The organism is Wujia chipingensis (genome assembly GCF_014337155.1).
Taxonomy (GTDB): Bacteria; Bacillota; Clostridia; order Lachnospirales; family Lachnospiraceae; genus Coprococcus_C; species Coprococcus_C hominis.
On record NZ_CP060632.1, the window covers coordinates 1,785,647 to 1,810,534 of the forward strand.

The 24,888-nt window shown below is 44.5% G+C and carries 23 protein-coding genes; 3 read left to right on the plus strand and 20 right to left on the minus strand.

Annotated elements, in window-relative coordinates; all coding sequences use genetic code 11:
- Positions 1–18: 18 nt before the first annotated feature.
- The 18 genes from H9Q76_RS08405 to ylxM all read right to left on the minus strand — a co-directional run bounded on the left by H9Q76_RS08405 (position 19) and on the right by ylxM (position 19,351).
- Positions 19–1,161, minus strand: a complete 1,143-nt coding sequence (locus H9Q76_RS08405) for an ATP-binding protein (RefSeq protein WP_021985162.1) — start codon at positions 1,159–1,161, stop codon at positions 19–21.
- Between the two features lie 80 nt (positions 1,162–1,241).
- Positions 1,242–1,451, minus strand: a complete 210-nt coding sequence (gene thiS, locus H9Q76_RS08410) for a sulfur carrier protein ThiS (RefSeq protein ID WP_021985163.1) — start codon at positions 1,449–1,451, stop codon at positions 1,242–1,244.
- Positions 1,448–3,250 carry a sensor domain-containing diguanylate cyclase gene (locus H9Q76_RS08415; protein WP_249320933.1) on the minus strand — a complete coding sequence of 601 codons (1,803 nt, stop codon included), beginning with the start codon at positions 3,248–3,250 and terminating at the stop codon, positions 1,448–1,450. Before H9Q76_RS08415 ends, thiS begins: the two co-directional genes overlap by 4 nt.
- A gap of 19 nt (positions 3,251–3,269) precedes the next feature.
- Complete coding sequence (locus H9Q76_RS08420) at positions 3,270–7,634, minus strand: two-component regulator propeller domain-containing protein (protein WP_249320934.1); 4,365 nt, start codon at positions 7,632–7,634, stop codon at positions 3,270–3,272.
- A 28-nt stretch (positions 7,635–7,662) separates the two neighbouring features.
- On the minus strand, positions 7,663–9,042 hold the full coding sequence (locus H9Q76_RS08425) for an aminopeptidase (protein ID WP_118373419.1): 1,380 nt from the start codon (positions 9,040–9,042) through the stop codon (positions 7,663–7,665).
- A 35-nt stretch (positions 9,043–9,077) separates the two neighbouring features.
- On the minus strand, positions 9,078–10,289 hold the full coding sequence (locus H9Q76_RS08430; RefSeq protein ID WP_021985167.1) for an aspartate aminotransferase family protein: 1,212 nt from the start codon (positions 10,287–10,289) through the stop codon (positions 9,078–9,080).
- 59 nt (positions 10,290–10,348) lie between these two features.
- Positions 10,349–11,269: a chemotaxis protein CheV gene (locus H9Q76_RS08435; protein ID WP_117780612.1), complete on the minus strand. Its 921-nt coding sequence runs from the start codon at positions 11,267–11,269 to the stop codon at positions 10,349–10,351.
- A gap of 41 nt (positions 11,270–11,310) precedes the next feature.
- Complete coding sequence (locus H9Q76_RS08440) at positions 11,311–12,135, minus strand: hypothetical protein (protein ID WP_118373421.1); 825 nt, start codon at positions 12,133–12,135, stop codon at positions 11,311–11,313.
- A 72-nt stretch (positions 12,136–12,207) separates the two neighbouring features.
- A complete protein-coding gene (locus H9Q76_RS08445) occupies positions 12,208–13,659 on the minus strand; it encodes a sensor histidine kinase (protein ID WP_117780614.1) in 1,452 nt (483 codons plus the stop codon).
- 31 nt (positions 13,660–13,690) lie between these two features.
- Positions 13,691–14,365 (minus strand): response regulator transcription factor, encoded by a 675-nt coding sequence (locus tag H9Q76_RS08450; protein WP_021985171.1) that lies wholly within the window; start codon positions 14,363–14,365, stop codon positions 13,691–13,693.
- Positions 14,366–14,428: 63 nt separating this feature from the next.
- Positions 14,429–14,995, minus strand: coding sequence for a hypothetical protein (locus H9Q76_RS08455; protein ID WP_147341763.1), 567 nt, complete (start codon positions 14,993–14,995; stop codon positions 14,429–14,431).
- 62 nt (positions 14,996–15,057) lie between these two features.
- A complete protein-coding gene (locus tag H9Q76_RS08460; RefSeq protein WP_021985173.1) occupies positions 15,058–15,567 on the minus strand; it encodes a hypothetical protein in 510 nt (169 codons plus the stop codon).
- A gap of 73 nt (positions 15,568–15,640) precedes the next feature.
- Positions 15,641–16,465, minus strand: coding sequence for a tRNA (guanosine(37)-N1)-methyltransferase TrmD (gene trmD, locus H9Q76_RS08465; protein ID WP_249320935.1), 825 nt, complete (start codon positions 16,463–16,465; stop codon positions 15,641–15,643).
- A gap of 17 nt (positions 16,466–16,482) precedes the next feature.
- Positions 16,483–16,995 carry a ribosome maturation factor RimM gene (gene rimM, locus H9Q76_RS08470; protein ID WP_021985175.1) on the minus strand — a complete coding sequence of 171 codons (513 nt, stop codon included), beginning with the start codon at positions 16,993–16,995 and terminating at the stop codon, positions 16,483–16,485.
- A 54-nt stretch (positions 16,996–17,049) separates the two neighbouring features.
- Positions 17,050–17,277 (minus strand): KH domain-containing protein, encoded by a 228-nt coding sequence (locus tag H9Q76_RS08475; RefSeq protein ID WP_021985176.1) that lies wholly within the window; start codon positions 17,275–17,277, stop codon positions 17,050–17,052.
- A 27-nt stretch (positions 17,278–17,304) separates the two neighbouring features.
- Positions 17,305–17,550 (minus strand): 30S ribosomal protein S16, encoded by a 246-nt coding sequence (gene rpsP / locus H9Q76_RS08480; RefSeq protein ID WP_021985177.1) that lies wholly within the window; start codon positions 17,548–17,550, stop codon positions 17,305–17,307.
- A gap of 62 nt (positions 17,551–17,612) precedes the next feature.
- Positions 17,613–18,959: a signal recognition particle protein gene (gene ffh / locus H9Q76_RS08485; protein WP_021985178.1), complete on the minus strand. Its 1,347-nt coding sequence runs from the start codon at positions 18,957–18,959 to the stop codon at positions 17,613–17,615.
- Positions 18,960–18,994: 35 nt separating this feature from the next.
- Entirely contained in the window at positions 18,995–19,351 is a 357-nt protein-coding gene (gene ylxM / locus H9Q76_RS08490; RefSeq protein WP_117780670.1) for a YlxM family DNA-binding protein, read from the minus strand.
- Positions 19,352–19,512: 161 nt separating this feature from the next.
- Here ylxM and H9Q76_RS08495 point away from each other — a divergent pair, with 161 nt between their 5' ends.
- The 3 genes from H9Q76_RS08495 to H9Q76_RS08505 all read left to right on the plus strand — a co-directional run bounded on the left by H9Q76_RS08495 (position 19,513) and on the right by H9Q76_RS08505 (position 22,046).
- Positions 19,513–20,763, plus strand: a complete 1,251-nt coding sequence (locus tag H9Q76_RS08495; protein ID WP_021985180.1) for a peptidoglycan-binding domain-containing protein — start codon at positions 19,513–19,515, stop codon at positions 20,761–20,763.
- A gap of 93 nt (positions 20,764–20,856) precedes the next feature.
- The gene (locus H9Q76_RS08500; protein ID WP_021985181.1) at positions 20,857–21,501 is read left to right on the plus strand and encodes a type I phosphoribosyltransferase; all 645 of its coding nucleotides are present in this window, start codon (positions 20,857–20,859) and stop codon (positions 21,499–21,501) included.
- Between the two features lie 83 nt (positions 21,502–21,584).
- Positions 21,585–22,046, plus strand: coding sequence for a hypothetical protein (locus H9Q76_RS08505; RefSeq protein ID WP_117780617.1), 462 nt, complete (start codon positions 21,585–21,587; stop codon positions 22,044–22,046).
- Positions 22,047–22,050: 4 nt separating this feature from the next.
- On the opposite strand, the gene H9Q76_RS08510 is transcribed toward H9Q76_RS08505, so the two are convergent.
- Complete coding sequence (locus H9Q76_RS08510) at positions 22,051–22,746, minus strand: LbetaH domain-containing protein (protein ID WP_117780618.1); 696 nt, start codon at positions 22,744–22,746, stop codon at positions 22,051–22,053.
- An 89-nt stretch (positions 22,747–22,835) separates the two neighbouring features.
- Complete coding sequence (locus H9Q76_RS08515) at positions 22,836–24,878, minus strand: DNA topoisomerase (RefSeq protein ID WP_118734249.1); 2,043 nt, start codon at positions 24,876–24,878, stop codon at positions 22,836–22,838.
- Between the last annotated feature and the right edge of the window lie 10 nt (positions 24,879–24,888).

The following is a 24,888-nucleotide window of genomic DNA, read 5'->3' on the forward strand; positions in this document are numbered from 1 at the left end:
CCTTTTTCTCTTGTATTTTCACTCTTTATCATAGTCATCTAAGAAATGATGCTTCACACCATTCTGCTTGTATGCGATCACCGTACTCAGATTCACATTCTCCACACTCTTGAAGATGTTTCCTTCCACAAATGGATTCGTCTTCGCAAGCTCATGGATCAGTTTCTTCACTTCCAGACGTTTGGAATTACTCTGTCCATCCTTATCACATGAAGAACAGGTATCTGTAAATTTGCACGCACACTGGATAAAATGCAGATGGTTCGCATCGCGCCAAGCTTTGATATCGTCCTCACGCACGAGATACAGCGGACGAATCAGTTCCATGCCCTCGAAATTCGTGCTATGGAGTTTCGGCATCATCGTCTGCACCTGCGCCCCATATAACATTCCCATAAGGATTGTCTCAATCACGTCATCATAATGATGTCCTAAGGCAATCTTGTTACAGCCAAGTGCCTTCGCCTGACTGTACAGATGTCCGCGCCGCATACGCGCGCACAGATAACACGGCGATTTCTCGACATGAAAGACTGATTCAAATATATCCGACTCAAATATCGTGATCGGAATATTTAAGTTCTTCGCGTTCGTCTCGATCACCTGACGGTTCTCCGGACTGTAGCCCGGATCCATCACCAGAAACTGCACACCAAAAGGAAACTTATTATGCCTTTTCAGCTCCTGGAACAGCTTCGCCATCAACATTGAATCCTTGCCACCAGAGATACAGACTGCGATATTATCTCCCGGTTTCACAAGTTCATATTCATTGATTGCTTTCGTGAACCTGCACCAGATTTTCTTTCGGAACCGCTTCCGTATGCTGTTCTCTACATCCTTTGCAAAATCCACATCTGTCTGTTCCGCCGGTTCCTGCATGGCAAGCATCAGCCACGCCATATAGCCGCCGTCTAAGTTATAGGCTTCCACACCCTGTTCCCGTAACATCAGCACCGCATCCAGACTTGCCTCTCCACGTTTGCAGTAGATCAGTATCTTGCCTGCATCTTTCCACTCATCAATATACGTGGAAAGCTCTGCCTGTGGTACGGAAATCGCATCCGGCAGATGTCCATATGCATACGACATACTGTCCCGGATATCCACAATCGTATATGCCTTATAATCCTTTAATTCTTCTGGTGAAATATCGTACATGTCCTTATCCTCCGAGCTAAAATCCAGGTAACACGCTTCGAATCAAAACTGTTACCCCTTTTATGTCCGTACTTTTTCAGTTATCTGCATCCGCCACCCATAAACGTCAGAAATTCTACCACATCGCCGTCGTGCAATCTGGTATCTGCGAATTGTTCGCGTTCCACAAAATCATCATTCACTGCCACCTTCACATGCTCTGGCGTCTCTAACTGCTCCTGCGCAATCAGTTCTGCAACGGTGATTCCATCAGCAACTGTTTTATTTTTCCCAGATAATTCTATATTCATGCGGGGTTCCTCCCTGTATAAAAATCATAACTGTTTCCTATTACTTTCTTGCAGGTATACATCGTAGCATCTGCCCGCTGGTATACCTTTTCAAATACATGCTCCCTATCTGGCGCACAAAGTACTGCACCCAGACTGACAGAGATAGCATCCCCTTCCATCTGAGGGATTGCAATATTCCGAATCCGTTCAAAAAATGCCTGTATCATCGTTTCCGCCTGCATTTGTTCCGTTATCTCCGGTGCATATACCGCAAACTCGTCTCCACCAAGCCGCATACAGACACCCGCCTGTTCGAAGGTCCGCTTTAATGCATCTGCAACCTGTATCAAAACCTCATCACCAATACTATGTCCATATGTATCATTGATATGCTTAAACTTATCGACATCAAACAACAGGAACATACCATTTTTCTTCGCCTTTAACAACTTTTCAATCTGTGCTTCTCCATATCCGCGATTACAGATCTTTGTCAAAGCATCCATCCGGGACTGTACAAGCAGACGTTGTTCAAACTTTTTATTCTCTGTAATATTCATGACGCTTGTCAGACTGACACGATCTCCATTTGCCAGCGTAATCAGCTTTGTATGACAGAGCACAAACACATGCTCATCGCCGCGCATGACTTCATATTCCCGCACATACGGCTCCACAAGTGTATCGCGTACTGCCAGATACTTTTCCATCGCCTTTTTATCCACAAAATGGGACAGAAAATCCTCATGTGTAAGCTGGTTTTTCTTTGTCTCATCAATTCCAAGCATATCCAACAACGCACGGTTAATCACAAGAATCCGGTTCGTCTTGATTTCGACGGCAATCACACCGCCACTTTGCATCTGAAGCAGTTCTCCATAAATCTCATTCTGATTTGCCAATGCATGTTCGAGGGCTGCCTGATATTCGAGCTCCTTCTTTTTCTCATCATCAATCAACTGCACACCATAAATTACATTATTCAGATCACCATTTTCCAGTCGGTCAACGACGATAAAATTCGCACGGCACCACTTGTCTGTGGAGCTGTAAAACTCATGGCTGATATAGTCACAGTGCTTCATCCGCTCATTTAACGTTGTAAGCTCGGAAAATGCAAGTGCGCCACCCCAATACTGCGCATCTGTCATATGCTCCATCGCGGTACGCATCTGTTCTGAAGCATGCTCCGTCTGCTTGACATATTTTCGCACATCACTGTTACTGTTAAATTCTTTCTGTGTATCCGCCGGAATATTCACCAGATACATGGAAATATATATACGTGCCAGCGCATTGATCACACGCTGTTCCAGTGTGATTCGCTTCTGAATATCGTTTACGATCAGCGAAGCAACAGACCGGAGCAATGACAGTGTATAAGTGTTTTCGTTCGGATTATCCACACCGATAAATCCGATCAGCTTCGTCTCTGAATAAAGCGGTGCCACCATCAGACTCTCTACGCCCTGCATTTTAAGCAGCCGGTACTCCTCAGAGTTTTCATCCAGTTCTCCATCTCTGGAATTTAAGTACACCTCTCCCTGCTCCTCAAATAAAACCAACCACCGGTCGATCGTGGATATCTCAAGGTTCTGCAGCATATCTTTCTCTGGTGTGATTCCAGCCTTACAATATTCATAGGTGTTATCCATATGAATTTCATCTTCTGCAAACTCGAAAATGTACGCACGATCTGCATCGTGAAATTCCGCAATGATTTCCAGCAGATTTTGAATTGCGTGATCCATATCACTTCCCGCACGAAGTGTATGGATACACTGCATCAAAGCCTCATCAAATTGTTCATGCTCCATTTTTTCATCCCCTTTTTATTTACAGTTTCAAATCCTGGTATGTGTTCACAAGCTCTGTGATCATATCGGCATTTTCTGATTCTGTCGCCTCAGAAAGTGCCTGTAAAAACTCCAGATTATCTCCATCATAGCCATAGCTTTTCAGGCGATCCAGATGTGTTCTTACCTGCTCAAAATCCCCTGTCTTGGCAAATTCCGCCATCTTATCAAGCACCGCGATTGAAATTACCGTCAGATCCTGTGGTATCTGCATAGCTTCGTCGGATTCTGCCTGGTCAGAATCTTCATCTTCCACGACGGCTTCCTTTTCACTTTGCTGTGCCATCTTTGCCGCATACTCTTCATCCGTCATACCGGATACCTCATCAACAAACCGCTCATAATCCTCCAAGATCAAAAGCAGATATACAAGCTCGTCAATGAATCCTCGCAGATTCTGCCGCAGCTGGTCACGCTTTCCAACATTGATTGACGTCTCCATTCTTGCTGCATATCTTGCAAGCTCATATGCGCCAATGCTATTCGATAACGTACGAATCGAATGAATCTTCGTCTTAAATGCCCGGATATCCCGCGTTGACTTCTCTGCCAGGGTGTTCGCTACATCTTTGTTCTGTGAATAAAATGCCTGTATCAGCTTATTATACACTTCGATACTTCCACCGATACGTTGAATTGCTTCTTCCACATCCAGCGATTCCTGTAGGCGAAGCAGTCCTTCCCGGAACCGTGAGCCCTCGATCAAAAGGCGGATATCATCCGAACGCTCCTGTAACTTATCCTCTGGCAGACAATCCTTTAATATGGCTGCCACCCGTCGTGGTTCGATCGGTTTTACCATACTGTCTGTAAATCCAGCCGATATATGACTGCCACGATTTCCCTCAATAGCATCTGGATCAAGCGCAATAATCGGTAACATCGCATACCTGATATCATCCAGTTCCCGAATTTCCTTCATTGCATCAATACCATTCATGATCGGCATTGACAAATCCATAAAGACAACATCATACTCATGATTCAATACCATATCAATTGCGCTAAGTCCCGATGTCGCAACATCCAGCTTCATATCAAAGGATGTAAGCACTTTGCGGCTAACCTCAATGCTGACCTCATCATCATCGACCAGCAGTGCGGATACCTCCGGCAGCCACAGCTTCTCCGCATCCTCCTTGGATACGGTATCCTCGATCTTCGATACAACCTGTCCACTGCTCAGCTTTACAGCCGGCTTCTGGTTCAATGACAAAACAAAGGTCGAACCAGCGCCATATACACTTTCCACAGATAACTCCGCATCCAGAATATCCGCGTAACCCTTTGCAATTGCAAGTCCAACGCCATGTCCCGGATGGGTACTGTTTTTCATGCTGTCTCCACTCTCATACAGATCAAATATATTATCCAGCCGCTCTTCCTGAATTCCAATACCAGTATCTGCAATCGTAAATACAATATTTAACATATCCTGATGTGCATGATCCGTATACCCATAGCTGTCCACAGACAGGGTAATACTTCCCTGCTTCGTATAGCGAATCGCATTGTCCAGCAGACGCACCAGAATATTTCGGATCTTATCAACATCGCCGATCAGATTGTCTGTTACATTTTCACCAAGCTCTACAAAGAACTTTACAGACTTATCCTTATCGGCAAGCTCCTGCAATGCAAGCTCCGACATATCCGCTACCAGATCCGAGATTGCGTAATTACTCTCCTCCAACTCAAAACGTCCAGATTCCAGTTTGGCAAGCAATATAATATCATCGACACTCGCCAGGATATCATTTCCGATATCATAGATACCGCGGATATCCTTTCGATATGGAGAATCCTTATCTACCATATGCAGAAGTTCATCTGCCTTCACCATCATCGCATGAATTGGTGTCTTGATCTCATTACTCATGTTTGCTAAGTAATCGTTCTTCGCGGTACTTGTCTTGACCGCTTCTTCATGCTCTCTCGACAACTGCTCCAACGCAGAGGTCTTGGATTTCAGCATCCGTCTGACACGGATCACCGTGAGGACCAGAAGTAAAAATACAATTACCAGACTGAATATCAGGATAATACGTGCCATCGGACTTTCAAAGACACTCTTCTCCTTTTCAATCACGAACGAAAGTGGCTCTGCACACGCAGTTCCGTCGCCATTATACGCGTTCACAGTAAATGTGTAAACACCACCGTCCAGATTCGTATAAACGGCCTGCAGCACATCGTCACCGTGCAGTTCGGTCGGATTGGACTCAAATCCTTCCAACCGGTACTCCACCTTGATATTCGACCGGTTTGTATAGGAAAATACCGCAAAATCAATTGTCACCTTCGATGCATCACTTTTGATCACAAGACCATCATTCAGATCATCAAATTCATAGGAAGTTCCATCAATATCAATCCGTGTAACCTTAATAATCGGCTGCACTTCGTTGTACCAGATATGTTCCGTATCTAAAACTGAAATGCCCTCATTACAGCAAATATACAGTTTTCCTTTTGTATCAATACATGCATTTCCGGTCGTATTGATCGTCTTCGTCAGACCGTCTCCCGTCGCAAAATACCGCCCGGATATTCCGTTACTTCCAAGCAGCTCATCTTCCGAAGAGCGAAGCACGCCCATCGAACCAATCAGCCAGACAGACCCACGCGCGATCTCGATATCATACACACTGTTTGAATATTCTACATTACTGATCATACGAAACGCTTCGCTATAGAAGCACAAACCACTGTCTGTCCCAATCCAGACACCCTGATCGCCCTGTGCAAAACAGGATACAACATCCGAATTTAAACCATCCTCGGTGCTGTAATGCAGTAAGGTATCCTTTCCAGCTTCCAATTCATAGATTCCTTCACCGTCCGTTCCTGCCAGTATATCGCCCTCCCGTGTCTCAAACAGCGACAATATATTAACCTCGGCAAGTTCCTCCCCGCTATGATAAACCTGTTCCACTTTTCCAGTCTCATCCAGAATTGCAAGTCCTTCTGTCGTAGCAACCGCAAGCCTGCCATCAGACAATGGCAGCGTACAATTCACCGCCATACCCGGCAATCCATCCGATCTTCCGTACACCGTGATCGTTCCGTCTGCCTGATATTTCACAACGCCATATTTTCGATTGGTCGATATCCACAATGTACCAGAATCGTCTGCAGTGATATGCCGTACACTAACATTCTTCAGAAGTTCTGTCAGATCATTGACTTCCTGCTCTTCCTTTGCATTGTAGATATAAAGTCCATCATCCGTTGCAATGTATTTCTTCCCACGATATTCATATACAGCATTTACCATGCTCTCAGCCATGCCACTTGCCATATTGTAATCAGAGAATTTGCTTTTCGTCAAAAGCAGCAGTCCAAGACGAGAAGATGCAATCCAATAATTCCCCTCGTAATCCTGAATCATATCGGAGATATACGTATCAATCTGGCTGTCATTGATGCGAACAAAATTTGACTGCTTATCAAAATATCCATATCCGTTATCTGCACACACCCACAGTCTGCCTTCTGCATCCTGCATGAAATTGTTAATGCCCTCAACACCGGCTGCCAGCGTCCGTTTGCTTGTTGCTGTCCGGTACGCACGGACTTCCCTGCCGCTGCTTCCTACATAAACATAATCCTGACAAGTCTGAATCGTGTTCCATTCTTCTCCCGACTCTTCCTGCTCTGTAATCTCGTGCAGCACACCTTCCTGATTAAATACATAGATTTTTCCACCTGCAGCAAGTCCCCAGATCTCATCGTCTTTTGCAGTCAGCCCACGGAATTCCATACTTGCAAGCACTGCATCCGAATACGCAGCGAGACAATACGCCGAAGTATCTGAACGTTTATCCTGATCTGCCTGTGCAACCACAAACAAGCCACTTGTACATGCCACATAGATTGTCCCATCCTGTCCTTCCGTGATTGCAAGAATCGTTTTATTTCCATTGTAATATTCTTCCTGCAGATGATGTGTCTGTCCATCCTCGATATAAAACAATCCATAGTTGTCCGTGCCGATCCACATCCGTCCATCCTGATCCTGCATGATACAATTGATCGAATACAGATCCGTACGATCCGTATCCCACAGGTCAATGCTCTGAAATCCGGAACCATTGGAACGATAAAGTCCGCCATCGGTTCCTGCCCATATATATCCAGACGACGACTGATACAAGCAATTTACCTCATTGCTGCCGATGCCTGATTTCTGATTATATACAGACTGCATATAACCAGCCAGAAAAGAATCCTTCGCATAGGACATAACCGGATTCCAAAAAGAAAACAGCAGAAAAAGGCATACCATAAGGAATGCCATACTTTCTGCTGCCAATTTATGATTGTTCCACTTATTCTTTATCATATTGGTATCAATCTTTATCTTTCATTGTTTATGCTTCTTTTAAGAATACTTTATAGCACTTGTACGCCTCGTAAATATCTGCCTTGGATGTGATTTCCCAAGGTGCATGCATATTTAAAACTGCAACTCCACAGTCGATCACTTCCATGCCATACAATGACAGGATGTAGGCAATCGTTCCGCCACCACCGACATCGACCTTTCCAAGTTCTGCCGTCTGGAAGCAGACCTCATTTTTATCCATCATCTTACGAATACGCGCAATGTATTCTGCATTTGCATCGTTACTTCCAGATTTTCCTCTGGAACCGGTAAACTTGCTGAATACAACACCACGTCCAAAATAAGACGCGTTATTTTTCTCAAATGCATTTGCAAATAAAGGATCATACGCTGCATTTACATCGGATGAAAGCATGCTGGAGTTTGCCAGACATCTGCGCAACGATAACTCGCTGAATTCTCCCATTGCATCCATCAGCTCTGCCACGGAATTCTCGAAGAAACGGGACTGCATACCTGTCGCACCGACACTTCCGATCTCCTCTTTGTCTGTAAGCAGACAACAGGTTGTTTTTTCTACTTCCTCCACTTCCAGCATCGCTGCCAGAGATGTATATGCGCAGACACGGTCATCCTGTCCATAAGACATAACCATACTGTGATCCAGACCTGCCTCCCGTGCATGTCCGGCTGGAACAACCTCGATCTCTGCAGACATGAAGTCCTCTTCTGTCATATCATATTTCTCTTTCAGAATCTCAAGGATACCTTCTTTCACTGCATCCTTTTCCTTTCCTTCCAAAGGCTTACTGCCTACGAGGACATCCAGGTTTTCTCCCTCGATTACCTTGTTTGCCTTTTTCTCCATCTGCTCACCAGCCAGATGGATCAACAGATCCGTCACACAGAAGACCGGATCATTCTTATCCTCACCGACATTGACTGTGATCACAGTTCCATCCTTCTTTGCAACCACACCATGCAATGCAAGTGGCAATGTTACCCACTGATATTTCTTGATACCACCATAGTAATGTGTATCCAGATATGCAAACTCTTCGCTCTCATACAACGGATTCTGCTTTACGTCCATACGAGGCGAATCAATATGTGCACCTAAGATGTTCATACCCTTTTCAAGCTTCTTCTTTCCAATCTGGAACAGGGCAACTGTCTTGTCCATGCAGACGCTATATACTTTATCACCTGCCTTGAGTGCTTTCTTATCCTTTGTGATATCTGCCAGATTCACATAGCCTTTTTCTTCTGCCTGCTTTACAATCTGCTTTACACACTCACGTTCCGTCTTTCCTTTATCCAGAAACTTCAGATAGTTCTTACAAAGCTTCTCCAGCTCATCTAACTGCTTTTTATTGTACGTTGTCCATGCATTTTTACGTCTCATTGTCATAGCCTCCTGTCAAAAACACTTTACCTTCATTATACCAACTTTGATACAACCTTATGTAAAATTGCAAATGCTTCATCGCATTCTTTCTCTGTAATATTGAGTGGTGGAACCAGACGGATCACATTTGGTCGAACCGCTGTGATCAGAAGACCTTCGTCGGCAGACTGATACTTCACGTCAGTTGCAATATCCTTGTTGAACTCAACGCCAATCATAAGTCCACGTCCACGTACCTCTTTCACACATGGAAGTTTCAATAGTTCCTCACGGAAATATGCACCGATCTTATCTGCATTTTCCGGAAGCTTCTGATCTATGATTTCTCCGATCTGTGCATAACTTGCCGCACAGGCAACCGGATTTCCTGCATAGGTGCTTCCGTGTGCACCTGGTCCAAATGTAAGCGCCAGCTTCGCACTTGTACACATTGCACCGATCGGCATTCCGCCGCCCATTGCTTTCGCCATGCTGACACAATCCGGCTTCACACCGTATCCCATATATGCCATCAGACTTCCGGTTCTTCCCCAGCCAGTCTGCACCTCATCAAATAACAACAGCATATTACGCTCATCGCACAATTTGCGCAAGCCCTGTAAGAACTCCTTCGTTGCAGGAATCACACCGCCTTCTCCCTGTACCGGCTCTACCATGATTGCAATCGTATCGTCCGTACACGCATCTGCAAATGCCTGTACATTGTTAAACTCTGCATAAGAAAATCCAGGAATCATCGGATCATAGTTTCTCTGGATTGCTGTTCCCGGCTGTCCGGTTGCTGCCAGAGTCGCAAGTGTCCGTCCATGAAAGCTGTTCTTGGCTGTTACAATATGATAACGGTTTGGTCCAAAATTATCTTTTCCATATTTTCTGGCAAGCTTGATCATAACCTCATTTGCCTCTGCACCGGAATTCTGGAAATAAATCTTCTCCATACCGATAGCATCACAGATACGCTGTGCAAGCATAACCATCGGAATCGTGTAACAATAGTTGGACGCATGCATCATCTGCTGGCACTGCTCCATGATTGCTTCCACAACCTTCTTATTGCAATGTCCGGCTGAATTAACCGCAATACCCGCCATAAAATCGAGATACCGTTTTCCAGTCTCATCGATGACATAGTCATCCTCGCCTTTTTCTGCAATGAAATCAAAACGCTGAAATGTCTCATAGAAGTATTTGTTATACATCTCTTTGATTTCTTCTTTTGTCTTTCCGGTACTCTTCAAATCCATCTCTCTCACCTCATATGCTATAAATTTCAGATGCCGACAGGAAACCTGCCGGCATAATATTACTTATTTGTTCCGTATATCTGGCTTGCCACCAGACTGTCCAGAATTCCTACTAACTGACCGATTTCCGGTTTGCTGATCTGTGCATCTGCGCCAAGCAGATCACCCTTCCGCTTCATATCATCGTTAATCAAAGACGAGAATATCACAATCGGAATCTGCTTTAATCCTTCTGTCTCACGAATCTTCTTGATCAGATGATGTCCATCCATCTGTGGCATCTCAATATCTGTAATCAGGCACTTCGCGCCATATTCTACACCATTATTCTTCTTCAGTTCACACAGATAATCCCATGCTTCCTGTCCGTTGTTCTTGATTGTAAGCTTTGTATAACCGGCTCTGTGTAGCGCATCCTCAATCAGCTTACAGAGCATCATGGAATCCTCTGCAACCAGAATTGGAATGCTGTTACGCTCACGGTCTTCCAACTCTGTCACCTGAGAAATCTTCAAACTTGTCTCCGGACAGATACCCTCCACAATCCGTTCAAAATCAAGAATGATCAACAGATTGTCCTCATTCTTAATAATACCTGTCGCGATTCCGGTTCCCGGGCCACTGACCGTTGCATCTGGCTTCACAACATCTTTCCATGATACACGGTTGATACCAAGCACTGCCTGTACATCAAATGCAATATTTAAGTTGTTAAAGTTCGTCACAATCAAAAAGTTATTCTGCTTATCCGGATTCGGGAATCCCAGCGTCTGGAACAGATCAATAACTGTAATGATATCCCCACGTGGCATGAAGATTCCTTCAATACATGGGTGCGAATTTGGAACCGGTGTAATCTCCTGATATGGAAGAATCTCCCGCACCTTTTCTACATTGATTCCATAATGATTGCCATTTATGATGAACTCAAGAACCTCAAGTTCATTTGTACCGCTCTCCAATAAAATATTTGAATCCATATGTACCCTCCTTTATGCAAGCCCTCTATGTAAGACCGCTCTTACTGTTCAAGCTGTAACACAGCACTTGTTCCGCCATATTTTATCTGTAATTTCAAGTCCGTCCATTTGTTTGCCACGGAATCAGAAACCGTATACAAAAGCACCGCTTCTTCCCGGCTGCTCGCCTGAATCGTCTTGTCATAAGTATACAGATCATCTGCTAAGATCGTCAGCATCTGCTTGGTTGTCCGGCTGTTATCCACGACAATATTATAATTGACATCTTTATTATACAGATCAACAGCCTGATCTTCGTTTGTCTTGTTTTCTACCTCGAACTTCAATACTAACAGCTTATACCCTTCCGGTGCCTGCACCTCGATATACATACCATCCTGATCATACGATGGATAACTGTCCACCACCATGTAATATGCATACCGGACAGAGATGCGGCTCTCCCCGACAAATGCAGCGATATCAAAATCCGAATCCACAGTTGCTCCGATGTCTTCCTTAACTGCTTCGTCTGTCACCGGCTGCGCCTGCGTCGTCTGACCATCCGCAGGTACATCCTGCTCTGTCGTTGCAGCCTCCGTTGTCGTCACCATCTCTGTAGTTGCTTCTGTCGTCGCATCGGTATCGGTCATAGTCTCCGTCGTATCCTCCAGTTCATCTGGATTGTAACGGGTATCATAATTCCGGTCATATTTCAGCAACAACTCTGCCGCATATTCTGCGATCAGATGATTCTCCTCATCGGTCAGGTCAATCACCTGTCCGCAACCAGTCGTCACAAATATGCCGCATGCGATCAGCCCTGCCAGCAGCCGCCGTTTCCATATTTTTTTATTTGCGTGTTTTGCTTCCTGCTTTTTTCTCATACTCTATCTTCTCATGTCATATGCACTGCCTATTTCTTTACCCACAAGGATAAAATAATTTTACCACTTATTTTACTTATCGGCAAGCACATTAGCATCCAAATCAAAGTAAAAAAGCACTCCGTCTGCTACATTCTCCACGCCATATTTCTTTCCATGTGCTTCCATCGTCGCCGCAACAATGGAAAGACCGATTCCATTACCACCGTACTCTCTTGTCCGTGCCTTATCTGCCTTATAGAATTTCTCAAACACACGTCCAATATCTTCCTCGGCGATCCAGTCACCCTGATTGTAAACGCAGACACGGATATCGTTGCCCATCGGTTTAAATGAGATACGGATCACACCATCTTTTCGTACATAATGGATTGCATTTGTCAGATAGTTCGTAAAGACTTCCTCAATCATATACTCATCTGCCCATACATACACAGGTGGTTCTTCCTCGAATATAATCTCCGCACCCTTTTCCTCTGCCAGAATCTTGGTGGATGCCAGAATCGAATTCACAAAACCAACCAGTTCAAACCGCTCGATATTCAGCTTCGTATCGCCAAATTCAATCTCATTTAACGTAAGCAGACGCTTGACCATTGTGTTCATCTTATGTGACTCATCAATGATAACATCCGTATAGAAATCACGGCTTTCCTTGTCGTCACACATATCATCTTTCAAACCTTCTGCATAGCCCTGGATCAGAGCGATTGGCGTCTTTAATTCATGCGATACATGTGACAGAAATTCCTTCCGCATATCGTCGATCTTACGACGTTCTGCAATATCCCGCTGCAACTCGATATTGGCTGCTTTCAGTTCCGAGATTGTCTGTTCCAGCTTCTCAGACATCTCATTCATACTGTTTCCAAGTTCTCCGATCTCATCATTACTTGTAACCGGAATCTTTACGTCAAAATCAAGTTCACTCATCCTTTTTGCAGCCTTGGACATCCGCTTGATCGGTGCCGCGAAAATATTGCTGAACAACAGCATAAAGGATGTTCCAAATACCATAAGCCCGATACAGATATAGATAAACAAATGCGTCATAACCTGCATAACCGATTCGACACGTGCAATCGGTGTACGCAGCAAAACCTCATATCCATTGTTCAGTCTTCCAATCAGATCATAATAATCCGCATTCGTTATTGTATCATGGTTTCTTCGGATGATATATTCACCCGTGCCAAACTGACTTTCGTTATCCTCACTGCGGATGCTGTTCATAAGACTGCGCATACCCTCCATCATCTGACCTTCGTCGTTGATAGATGTATATAATTTTCCATTATCTGAATCCACGATCATCACAACTGCATCCTGCGGATTTTTAATCTGTCCAAACAGATCACCATTTTCAAACAAATCTCCGCTCTCATCCTGAAACAGCTCATTGCAGGAATTGTACGTTGTGATCAAGTTGTTTTTTATGCTGTAACGAAATACTCCTCCAAGTACATAACTGCAAAGCAGCCAGGATGCCGCAATTATAAATACTGAGAAAAAAACAACCATCATGGATATCTTGACCCGAATTGAGTTTCGGGTCTTAGCCTTCGAACTTATAACCCATACCCCAGATTGTCTTGATATAGTCACCCTTGCTTCCAAGCTTACTACGAAGCTTCTTCACATGGGTATCGATTGTCCTGGCGTCTCCAAAATAATCGTAGTTCCAGACATTGTTCAGGATTTTTTCTCTGGACAAAGCTACGCCACGATTCTGTAAGAAATAATTTAACAGTTCAAATTCCTTATAGGAAAGTTCGATTGGTTCCCCATCCACCTTTACCTGATGGGCTGCAATATCCATCTCGATTCCATCTACGCTGATCACATTTGAATCTGCATCTGCCTGCGTTCTGCGAAGCACTGCCTCTACTCTTGCCACCAGAATCCGGGGAGAAAACGGCTTCGTAATATATTCGTCAATTCCAAGATCGAATCCACGCAGCTCATCTCTCTCATCACTTTTTGCCGTCAGCATGATAATCGGCACATCGGACATTTTCCGTACTTCCTCCGCAACACCATATCCATCCAGCTTCGGCATCATAACATCCAGAATAATCAATGAGATGTCCTTGTCCGACATAAATACATCGACCGCTTCTTCACCGTCCGCAGCCTCCACAACCGAATATCCGTCTTTCACAAGGAAATCACGAACCAGTTTCCGCATACGACTCTCATCATCCACGACCAGTACTTTTAAATCATTCATCCCAGTTCCTCCTAACTACCATTTTCTATCATTTATTGTACCCGATTATAGCATGTATTTTTGTCAATTTTGTGTCTTTGCGTCATTGTTTTTTTCTGCCTGTTCACTCAGCTCTTCTTCCCACTCCTGCAATTCCTTCTCGCGTGCATCCAACTGTTCCTCCCAGTATGCGTATTTATCCTGCACTTTCTGTTCAGCATGAAAGTATCCAACATTTTTATTTGTCACTGCAATAAATATCATACCAATCACAGCCACCGCAAGTGCGACAACCGCGATTGTCAGCCGGATACGAAGCAGATTCAAACGTTCCACTTCCTTCTCCGTCTGTTCCTGTTTCTCACACAGCCGCTCATATTTCCTGCGCAAATGCGCATCTGTGTGCGTCTCTGATACCTTTTTATTTGCCTGTGACTGCGGCATTGTATAAGCATCAATCTGGTAACCATTTTTCACCAGATAATCGCGCAGCTCCGCCAAAAATCCAAATCCCACATCTGTCCGAAAATAGCTTTTCTCTGTCAGCTTCTGATAGAGGTGATACAGTCCAGCGACATCCTCCGGGTTCATATTCTTCTTTAACTGTGTGATATATGCCTGTTCTTTCTTTTCACGTTCTGTCTGTTCCATACGCAAATTCCTCATATAACGCAGGAAAGCTGCCGGATGTTTCACCGACAGCTTTCTTACCATTACTGATTTACTACAATTCCCTGCTCATTCGCAATTGCCTGAAGTTTTGTCTGGTAGTCACTCCGAAGTGTAGCTGCCTCTGCAATCAAGCTGTCTGCCTGTGTCAGATAGTCTGCATTTTCTCCATCAATCGCTGAGACAACCATCTTCATGGCTTCGCATTCTTTCTGTACGCTCTGCAGATAGGAATCCTTTAACGCTTTTACCTCATCTGTTGCAACTTCGATATTAGAAATCGTTGTGATACAATTCTCCATTGCTGGAATTGCGGTATCCTGCAAAGATGTCTTAAATGCATCAAGATCCTGATCACTGCTTCCTGCAAAATATGCATTGTAAATGCCAATCGCATTGTCATGATCTGCCTTTGCTGCTGGAAGCTCTTCATTTACGAATTCCACAACATCATCTTTTACCGAAACGGCTGCATCCGCGGATTTCTTTCCACAGCCTGCAAACAGACTAGCAAGTGCCAGTGTAACAACTGCAATATATACTCTTTTTTTCATGGTTTTTCTCTCCCGTTTTTCTTTCGATATTATAAAAATTATATACCATATTTCTCTGCAAGACAAGCAGTAGTTATTCATTTGTCTGCATTTTTGCACGTTGCTCCCGACGGAGCCGCTTTCGTTCTTTTTCTTCTTTTTTTCGTCTGCGTTTTTCCAGCTCTTCCCGGTGTACCTCCACATAGATCTCATACAGATCCGGGCGCCGTTCCTGTGTCCGCTGCATCGACTGTTCATACCGCCACTCTTCGATGTTCTTATGATGTCCGGAAAGCAGCACCTCTGGTACTTTCTTCCCCATAAATTCTTCTGGACGGGTATACTGCGGATATTCCAGCAAGCCATCATAGAAGCTTTCATATACCGCACTTTCATCGCTGCCAAGCACGCCCGGCACAAGACGGCTTGTTGCATCCACAATCATCATCGCCGGAAGTTCGCCACCCGTCAGTACAAAATCGCCAATCGACACATAATCGGTCACAATCATCTCCAGCACACGCTCATCAATGCCCTCATAATGTCCACACAAAAGCACAAGATCTTCTTCTTTCGCATACTCTTCTGCCATGCACTGTTTAAACGGCTGTCCCTGCGGTGTCATATAAAGCACACGTACTTTTTTCGCCTGTGCCGATGTTCCTTTCTTTTCCTTACGTACTGCAATCTGCGCAAGCACATGCTGGTACGCATCATACACCGGTCCCGGCTGCATCAGCATACCTGCACCGCCACCATAGGTATAATCATCAACGTGCCCATACCGATTACCTGCAAAATCACGGATATTCACAGCATCTACACCGATTAGTCCTTTTTCAATTGCCTTTCCGGTAATGCTCTCATTTAATCCTCCAAGCACCATCTCCGGAAATAATGTCATAATATGAAAATACATATCTGCCTCCGATATCGTTAGTCCAGCAGTCCATTCATCATGTGAACAACAATCTTTTTTTCTTCTGCATTGATATCCAACACGCAATCCTTAATGACCGGAAGCAACACTTCCTTGCCATTCTCCATCTTCACGACAAACACATCGTTTGCACCTGTCTGCATCACATCCACAAGTGTCCCAAGCTTTTTGCCGTTATCCTCGAACACCTCTGCGTCGATCACATCTGCAATATAAAACTCATCTTCCTCGAGTGGAACTGCATCTTCCCGTGTTACATACAGTTCACAGCCCTTGTATTTTTCTATCTCATTTATATCATTAAATTCCGAAAAAGAAAGAATCACCATGTTCTTAAAGAACTTGCATGATTTTTTCTCCACTGGTACATCGCCACTTTTTGTACGAATAAAGCATTTTTTCAGCTTCTTGAATCGTGCCGGATCATCGGTCGTCGGGAATACCTTGACCTCACCCTTTAATCCATGTGTCGACGTGATTACGCCAATTCGAAACATATCTTCGTTCATTCATTCCTCCGATAAAAGAATTCCCGATGCCATATGGCACCGGGAATCTAAGAATTATTTGATGTCTACAATTACCTTTTTATCACCCTTTGATGCAGCCGCCTTCACCACAGTACGAATGGATTTGGCAATTCGGCCCTGTTTGCCGATCACCTTACCCATATCATCTCCTGCAACGTTCAGTTCGATTGTTATGGTATCTCCATCGATTGTCTCTTTTACAACAACTTCATCCGGATAATCAACGAGGGATTTTGCAATCAGTTCTACTAATTCCTTCATAACCTGCACCTCCCTTGCACATCAGTCTTACTTCTCGATGCCTGCCTGCTTCAAAAGCTTTGCAACAGTATCTGTAGGCTGAGCACCATCAGCAAGCCACTTCTTAGCTGCATCAGAGTCGATCTTTACAGATGCTGGCTCCTGATTTGGATCATATGTTCCGATCTCATCGATGAATCTACCATCTCTTGGTGATCTGGAATCAGCTACTACAACTCTATAAAAAGGATGCTTCTTATATCCCATTCTTCTTAATCTGATTTTAACTGCCATGTTAAATTTCACCTCCTTAAAATTCTTTCGTCTATATATAATAGTTATACTATTATCAAAAATTAAAATCCAAACGGAAGCTTGAATCCGCCGCGGCGCTTTCCACCCATCATACCGGACATCTGCTTCATCATTTTTCTGGACTGTTCAAACTGCTTAATCAGCTTATTTACTTCGCTGATTGGAACGCCTGCACCATCTGCAATACGCTTCTTGCGGCTCGGATTGATGATCTCCGGATGCGAACGTTCCTGCTTCGTCATCGACAAAATGATTGCCTTCGGCATATTCATCGCATTGTCGTCAATCTCCAGATTCTGGAGTTGTTTTTTATTTCCAAATCCAGGCAGCATCTTCAAAATATCATTCATGCCACCCATCTTTTCCATCTGTTCCATCTGATCAAGAAAATCATTGAAATCGAAAGAAGCCTTCTTAAACTTCTCTTCCATCTCCTTTGCCTTTTCCTCATCGATTGCTGACTGTGCTTTCTCGATCAGACTCTCCACATCGCCCATGCCGAGGATTCGGCTCGCCATACGATCCGGATAGAACTGCTCCAGATCCGTGAGCTTCTCTCCCATTCCGGCATACAGGATTGGTTTTCCTGTCACCGCTTTGATGGAAAGTGCGGCACCGCCACGGGTATCACCATCGAGCTTCGTCAAAATCACGCCATCAATGCCAATCTTATCATTAAATGATGTCGCTACATTGACTGCATCCTGACCAGTCATCGCATCGACAGTCAGAATTGTGTATGTCACATTCAGATTTTCCTTGATCTCTGCCAGTTCGTTCATCATGTCTTCATCGACATGCAGACGACCTGCAGTATCCAAAAATACTAAATTGATATCATTCTTTGCGGCATGCTCAATCGCTGCTTTCGCAATATTTACCGGTTTATGTCCATCTCCCATCGAAAATACAGGAACTCCGACTTTTTCACCGTTAATCTCCAACTGCTTGATTGCCGCCGGACGATAAACGTCACATGCAACAAGCAACGGCTTTTTACCCTTGTTTTTAAACTTGCCTGCAAGCTTTGCAACAGTCGTTGTCTTACCTGCACCCTGCAGACCACACATCATCACAATCGTGATTTCATTGGATGGCAGAAGCTTCAGCTCGGTTGTCTCTGAGCCCATCAACTTGTCCATCTCTTCTTTTACGATCTTGATTACCATCTGTCCGGGATTTAATCCTTTCAAGACTTCCTCTCCAACCGCACGTTCACTAACCGAATTGATAAACTGTTTTACGACCTTGAAGTTTACATCCGCCTCCAACAGCGCACGCTTTACTTCTTTCATCGCTTCCTTTACATCCGCTTCCGTAATCGTTCCTTTGCTTCTCAACTTCCGGAACACGTTTTGCAATTTGTCTGTTAAACTGTCAAACGCCATGCGTCTCCTCCCAAACAAAACCAAACATCGAACTTTTAAAAATCATCCAGCAGCCCGGTCAGATTCGTGTCAATATCCGCAAACGCTCCATCCAGCGTCGGATTTTCATTGCGTTCCCGCAATGCCTGAATCTCAGTCTGTATCGTGGCTACCTTCTCTCTGGCATTCTCAAATTTTTCTACTAATTTCAGTTTTTTCTCAAAGTCCTCCAGCTTCTTGTCACAGCGCTTCATCATATCAAACACGCCTTGTCTGGAGATTCCATATTCCCTTGCCAGTTCCGAATAGGACAGGTCATTCATCACAACATCTTCGTATATACTTTTCTGTGTCTGCGTCAACAGCTCTCCATAAAAATCATAGAGCAATGACTGACGTACAAACTTCTCCATCTGAATCACCTGTAAAGTATTTTTCATTTACAAACCTTTTGCATCATACATGCTTTTTCTCTGCTTGTCAAGTGTTTTTTCTTAACATGTATAATTTTTTATTTACATAATTCTCCACGCTTTTTCATATATTATATGGACGAAAAATCAAGGTATCTCGTATGGATCAATATTCTAGTGATACAGGAAATTTAAATGTCATAGTCACAGGCACAGACAGTTACTCTCCGCTTTCTTCTGCTACTATTGAAATCGCAAACACAGGAGAGCCAAACCGGATCTTAGAATCCGTCAACACAGACCGAAACGGACAGACCGGAAATATCGAGCTTTCCGCACCACCGCGTGAATACAGCATGGAGCCAACTGACAACCAGCCCTATTCTGAATACAATGTAAAGATCTCCGCTCCCGGCTATCAGGAAGGACTTGTCTCGGGCGTCCAGATATTCTCTGGCGAAAACGGATTGCAGTCCATCGTATTGCAGCCATCCGAGCAGACACCTGACTATGTCTATAACCCAATCGTCATCGGCGGACACACGCTCTGGGAATACTATCCACCGAAAATCGCCGAGCCGGAGATCAAGCCTTTATCCGAAAGTGGCGAGATCGTCCTCTCACGCGTCGTCGTACCAGAAACGATTGTCGTACACGACGGTGTCCCCGGCGACTCCACTGCTACCGATTATTATGTCCCATACATCGACTACATCAAAAATGTCGCCTGCTGCGAGATCTACTCCACCTGGCCAGAAAGCACGATCGAAGCCAATATTCTGGCAATCATGTCCTTCACTTTAAACCGGGTATATACAGAATGGTACCGGAACAAAGGCTATAATTTCACGATTACATCCTCCACCGCTTACGATCACAAATGGATCTACGGCAAGACCATTTACGAGAATATCTCGCAGATTGCCGACCGGCTCTACAACCGCTATCTCGCCCGTCCAAATGTCAAGCAGCCGATTCTCACACAATACTGCGATGGCAAGCGCGTCTCCTGTCCAAACTGGATGACACAGTGGGGTTCTAAAGCACTCGGGGATGATGGTTTCTCTGCCATAGATATCATCCACTACTATTACGGATCCGATATGTATGTAAATGAAGCAGAAATTGTCTCCGGAATCCCATCCTCTTATCCGGGCTATGATCTGACGATCGGAAGCTCCGGCGAACCGGTCATCACGATTCAGGAGCAGTTAAACCGTATTGCGCAGAATTACCCGGCGATTCCGACTGTCACAGTCGATGGTATCTATGGTTCCGCAACCGCAGAATCCGTGCGTGCCTTTCAGTCTATTTTTAACCTTCCGGTAAGTGGAATCGTCGATTTTCCAACGTGGTATAAGATCTCCCAGATCTATGTCGGTGTCTCAAAAATCGGAGAAAATATACGGTGAATTTTCTGTGTATTGTGCTACTTTGCTTGCATAAATCCCGTATACCATTTATAATATCAGTATGTCATAAAACGCACAGGAGGGGTACTATTTATGGAAAACACAAATACATTCAAGGTACAGTCTACATCCAGCAACTTAATCTCACTGAATGTAACACCTGGTCACTACGCAACATCTTCTTCTCATATCAACTACTATATTGATATGACAAGTCTGAAGAGCCGTCGAAGCGAAGCACATGCCGCTGCCAAAGTGCTGGCTGCCCGCTACGCTGCTACAACGATCATTGATACGATCGTCTGTCTGGACGGTACAAATGTGATCGGTGCTTATCTTGCAGACGAACTTCTTAACACAGGTATCTTATCTGCGAACCTGCACAATACTGCATACATCATTTCCCCGGAGCAGCACTCTGGCGGACAGCTTATATTCCGCGAGAATTATCTTTCCATGATCAAAGGCAAGCATGTCCTTGTATTGTTAGCAACTGCTACAACCGGAAAGACCTTGCAGACCGCACTCGAGTGTATCGAATATTACGGTGGTGAAGTGGTCGGTGTATCTTCGATTTTCTCCGCAGCCGATGAAATTCACGACGAGCAGATCAACACCATCTTCCGTACCGAGGATATCCCGAATTACGAAACACACTCTGCTGCTGACTGCCCACTCTGCAAAGCCGGCATACCAATCAAGGGAATCATCAACAGCCACGGATATTCTTCCCTGTAAGTGTTGATTTTCCTAATTCTAAAGTAATAAAAACTCCCTATTCAGAATATATTATACTAATTCTGAACAGGGAGTTTTTTATTATGTCATCCAAAACGAAAATTATCGTCTTAAAATCAAAAGAACTCATCTACACTGGCATATTTATCGTCCTCGGCATCCTGTTGATCCTGCTGCTCTGGTATATGTTCTCGCCAAAGGAGAACGAAAAGGATACCACAGATACAAGCATCTCAACGGAAACATTTGCCACATACCAGCCAGGTGTCTATACCTCGCAGTTAAATCTTGGTGGCACCACACTGGAATTACAGACGACCATCGACAAACATGCAGTCACACACATCGAAGTATCAAACACAAACGAAACCGTCACAGCCATGTATCCGCTTTTAACACCTTCCGTGGATGCCATCAATGAGCAGCTACAGATCACCGGTGATCTGGATTCTGTTACATATGCAAGCGACAACCAGTACACCACACTGCTCATACTGGAAGCCGCCCGCCAGGCAGCACAATCTGCCCGGATTGATACAAACTAACCACTTATGCGTGTTTCTTTACGATTACGCCACCCGTCTTATAGATGCTTTCTGCCGGTACAAATCCACGTACCGGGGAAAGCGGATAGACATTACTGTTTGAGCCAATAACTGTACCAGGATTTAATACAGAATTACAACCAACCTCTACATGATTTCCAAGCATTGCTCCAAATTTCTTCAAACCAGTTTCCAGATCAAACTTCTCATTTGTCTCTGGATCCATTCCTTTCACATGGACAAGTGTCTTATCACTCTTTACATTCGATGTGATCGAGCCAGCACCCATATGCGACTTAAATCCCAAGATAGAATCGCCAACATAGTTATAATGTGGCACCTGCACATTATCAAAGATGATCACGTTTTTCAGCTCTGTGGAATTACCGATCACACAGCCTTTTCCAACCAGCGCATTTCCGCGGACAAACGCACACTGGCGCACTTCTGTCTCGGCGCCGATGATTGCCGGTCCTGCCAGATATGCTGATGCAAATACCTTCGCTGTCTTATGCACCCAGACATGCTCCGCTACTTCGGTATACTCTTCCTTCGGAAGAGACTCCCCAAGCTTAACGATAAATTCTCCAATATGTGGAAGCACCTCCCACGGATAGGTATACTGCTCCATCAAAGGTTTTGCCTCCGTATGGGAAAGATCATATAATTCCTTGATTGTTACTGCATTTACACTTTTCATTTTCTATCCTCCATCCATCTATTGAACCATACGCATGAAACTTATTTCATGCATATGAAACATCTGATTCTGCTCATTTTTCAATATATCTACGATTTCTTTGCAGCCTTCTTCGCTCCCGCCTTCTCATAAAATGGCTTCGTCCGGTCAAACAATCGCGTGATCTGATTCTGATTTCGTATCTGCTTCACGGCATTCGTGTTATCACAGACAAATTTATTCATCTTGGCTGTATATTCGTCCTTCGAAATCGTTCCCTCCGCAACACCGGAAAGCCCTTTCTCCCACGATGCCGTCATTTCCGCCCAAAGCAAACTCTGAATGGAATTTAAACATACATCGTAGATGATCTCTCCAAGAAACGTCGGTGTCACGATCTGTGTTTTCTTATTTAATGCAATGTATTTGTTCGTCACAAGCTTCGTGATGATACTGTCACGTGTCGCACTCGTTCCAATACCGCTGCCCTTGATCTGACTTCGAAGCTCTTCATCCTCGATGAGCTGTCCGGCATTTTCCATCGCCAGAATCAATGTACCCGAAGAATATCGCTTCGGTGGAGATGTCTCTCCTTCCTTGATATTGAATGTCTGTACTGGAATCGCATCACCTTTCTTCAAAGATGCAAACTTCGCCAACTCCTCATCCGTCAGCTTCTGTTCTTCCTGTTTTTTGTCAGACGAAAGTCCGGCTATCGTCAGATACCCTGGATTTTTCAGTCGTTTGAAATTTGCAAAAAAGCTTTCGGTTCCATTTTCTTTTTCGCCAACCACCGTATGAATCTGTCTTGACAACACAAGGCTTACTTTCTCATACTCTGCTGCCGGAAAGAAAATGCTCAAAAACCGCCGTGCAATAATGTCATACACCTTCCGCTGAATATCATTTAACCCATTCAGATTCCCAAGTCCCTGTCCGGTCGGAATGATCGCATAGTGGTCGGTAATCTGTTTATCATTGACATATTTGGATTTGGCAACACCCTTGTATCCGCCCTGCTGCATAATATACTGCGCATACTGTGCAAGTGGTTCATATTTCTGCAAGCCACCGATATTTTTCCCGATTTCTTTCGCAACGGCTGTGGAAAGCACACGGGCATCCGTTCTTGGATATGTTACCAGCTTTCGCTCATAGAGTGTCTGCACGGTATTCAACGTATCGGTCGGACTAATCTTAAACAACCGTGAACAGTCATTTTGCAGCTCCGCTAAGTTGTATAACATCGGTGGTGCTTTCTTCTCTGTCTTTTTCTCTACCTTCTGCACGATCAGTTCAATCGGTGCATCCGCAGACAATTCAGTAATCAACTGCTTAGCACTCTCTTCTTTTTTGAAACCATTTTCCTTATACAGAAGAGGAGAATCCAGATAGGCAGAATCCTTCGTCGTCTTCCACTCTGCTTCAAATCCTTCTGTGCTGGCAAGCACCCGGTAAAATGGTGTCGGCACGAACTGTCGGATCTCCCGTTCCCGCTTCACAATCATGCCAAGTACACATGTCATGACACGTCCAACTGCGATCACGCATCGATCCATGCCAAGATAATTCCGGACTGTGTAGCTATATTTCAGCGATAATGCACGGGAAAAATTGATTCCCATCAGATAATCTTCCTGCGCACGCAGATATGCCGCATCACTCAGGTTATCATAGGCAGAAAGCTCTTTCGCCTCCCGGATACCTCGCATGATTTCTTCCTCGGTCTGCGAATCAATCCACACACGCCGCCGGTCTTTTTTACTTTTGTCCACGCCTGCCATCTGCTCGACAAGACGGTAAATATATTCTCCTTCTCGTCCCGAGTCAGTGCAGACATAGATGCGTCCAACATCCTCACGATTCAGCAGCCTGCTTACGATCTGAAACTGTTTGCTTGACGCATCAATAATCTCATATTTATATTCCTCCGGTATAAATGGAATCGTATCAAAGCTCCATTTCTTCAAGGCTGGATCATAGACCTCCGGATAGCTCATCGTGATCAGATGTCCGACACACCATGTCACGACCGTATCCTCGTTCTCTAAGTATCCGTCCCTTGCACCGGCAGTTGCAGCCCCCTTCATGCCGAGCGCTTTTGCAAACTCACGGGCAACGCTGGGTTTCTCTGCTATGTACAAATTCTTCACTTAAAACTCT

Bases quoted from the DNA above. Each gene is read 5' to 3' on its own strand.
- trmD (WP_249320935.1), bottom strand. From the start codon at position 16,465: ATGTATTTTCATATTATGACATTATTTCCGGAGATGGTGCTTGGAGGA.
- ylxM (WP_117780670.1), bottom strand. From the start codon at position 19,351: ATGGAGAAGTTTGTACGTCAGTCATTGCTCTATGATTTTTATGGAGAG.
- H9Q76_RS08420 (WP_249320934.1), bottom strand. From the start codon at position 7,634: ATGATAAAGAATAAGTGGAACAATCATAAATTGGCAGCAGAAAGTATG.
- H9Q76_RS08435 (WP_117780612.1), bottom strand. From the start codon at position 11,269: ATGGATTCAAATATTTTATTGGAGAGCGGTACAAATGAACTTGAGGTT.
- H9Q76_RS08455 (WP_147341763.1), bottom strand. From the start codon at position 14,995: ATGGAACAGACAGAACGTGAAAAGAAAGAACAGGCATATATCACACAG.
- H9Q76_RS08405 (WP_021985162.1), bottom strand. From the start codon at position 1,161: ATGTACGATATTTCACCAGAAGAATTAAAGGATTATAAGGCATATACG.
- H9Q76_RS08510 (WP_117780618.1), bottom strand. From the start codon at position 22,746: ATGAAAAGTGTAAATGCAGTAACAATCAAGGAATTATATGATCTTTCC.
- H9Q76_RS08430 (WP_021985167.1), bottom strand. From the start codon at position 10,289: ATGGATTTGAAGAGTACCGGAAAGACAAAAGAAGAAATCAAAGAGATG.
- rpsP (WP_021985177.1), bottom strand. From the start codon at position 17,550: ATGGCAGTTAAAATCAGATTAAGAAGAATGGGATATAAGAAGCATCCT.
- H9Q76_RS08505 (WP_117780617.1), top strand. From the start codon at position 21,585: ATGTCATCCAAAACGAAAATTATCGTCTTAAAATCAAAAGAACTCATC.
- H9Q76_RS08495 (WP_021985180.1), top strand. From the start codon at position 19,513: ATGGATCAATATTCTAGTGATACAGGAAATTTAAATGTCATAGTCACA.
- H9Q76_RS08425 (WP_118373419.1), bottom strand. From the start codon at position 9,042: ATGAGACGTAAAAATGCATGGACAACGTACAATAAAAAGCAGTTAGAT.
- H9Q76_RS08500 (WP_021985181.1), top strand. From the start codon at position 20,857: ATGGAAAACACAAATACATTCAAGGTACAGTCTACATCCAGCAACTTA.
- ffh (WP_021985178.1), bottom strand. From the start codon at position 18,959: ATGGCGTTTGACAGTTTAACAGACAAATTGCAAAACGTGTTCCGGAAG.
- rimM (WP_021985175.1), bottom strand. From the start codon at position 16,995: ATGAACGAAGATATGTTTCGAATTGGCGTAATCACGTCGACACATGGA.
- H9Q76_RS08415 (WP_249320933.1), bottom strand. From the start codon at position 3,250: ATGGAGCATGAACAATTTGATGAGGCTTTGATGCAGTGTATCCATACA.
- H9Q76_RS08440 (WP_118373421.1), bottom strand. From the start codon at position 12,135: ATGAGAAAAAAGCAGGAAGCAAAACACGCAAATAAAAAAATATGGAAA.
- H9Q76_RS08475 (WP_021985176.1), bottom strand. From the start codon at position 17,277: ATGAAGGAATTAGTAGAACTGATTGCAAAATCCCTCGTTGATTATCCG.
- H9Q76_RS08450 (WP_021985171.1), bottom strand. From the start codon at position 14,365: ATGAATGATTTAAAAGTACTGGTCGTGGATGATGAGAGTCGTATGCGG.
- thiS (WP_021985163.1), bottom strand. From the start codon at position 1,451: ATGAATATAGAATTATCTGGGAAAAATAAAACAGTTGCTGATGGAATC.
- H9Q76_RS08445 (WP_117780614.1), bottom strand. From the start codon at position 13,659: ATGATGGTTGTTTTTTTCTCAGTATTTATAATTGCGGCATCCTGGCTG.
- H9Q76_RS08460 (WP_021985173.1), bottom strand. From the start codon at position 15,567: ATGAAAAAAAGAGTATATATTGCAGTTGTTACACTGGCACTTGCTAGT.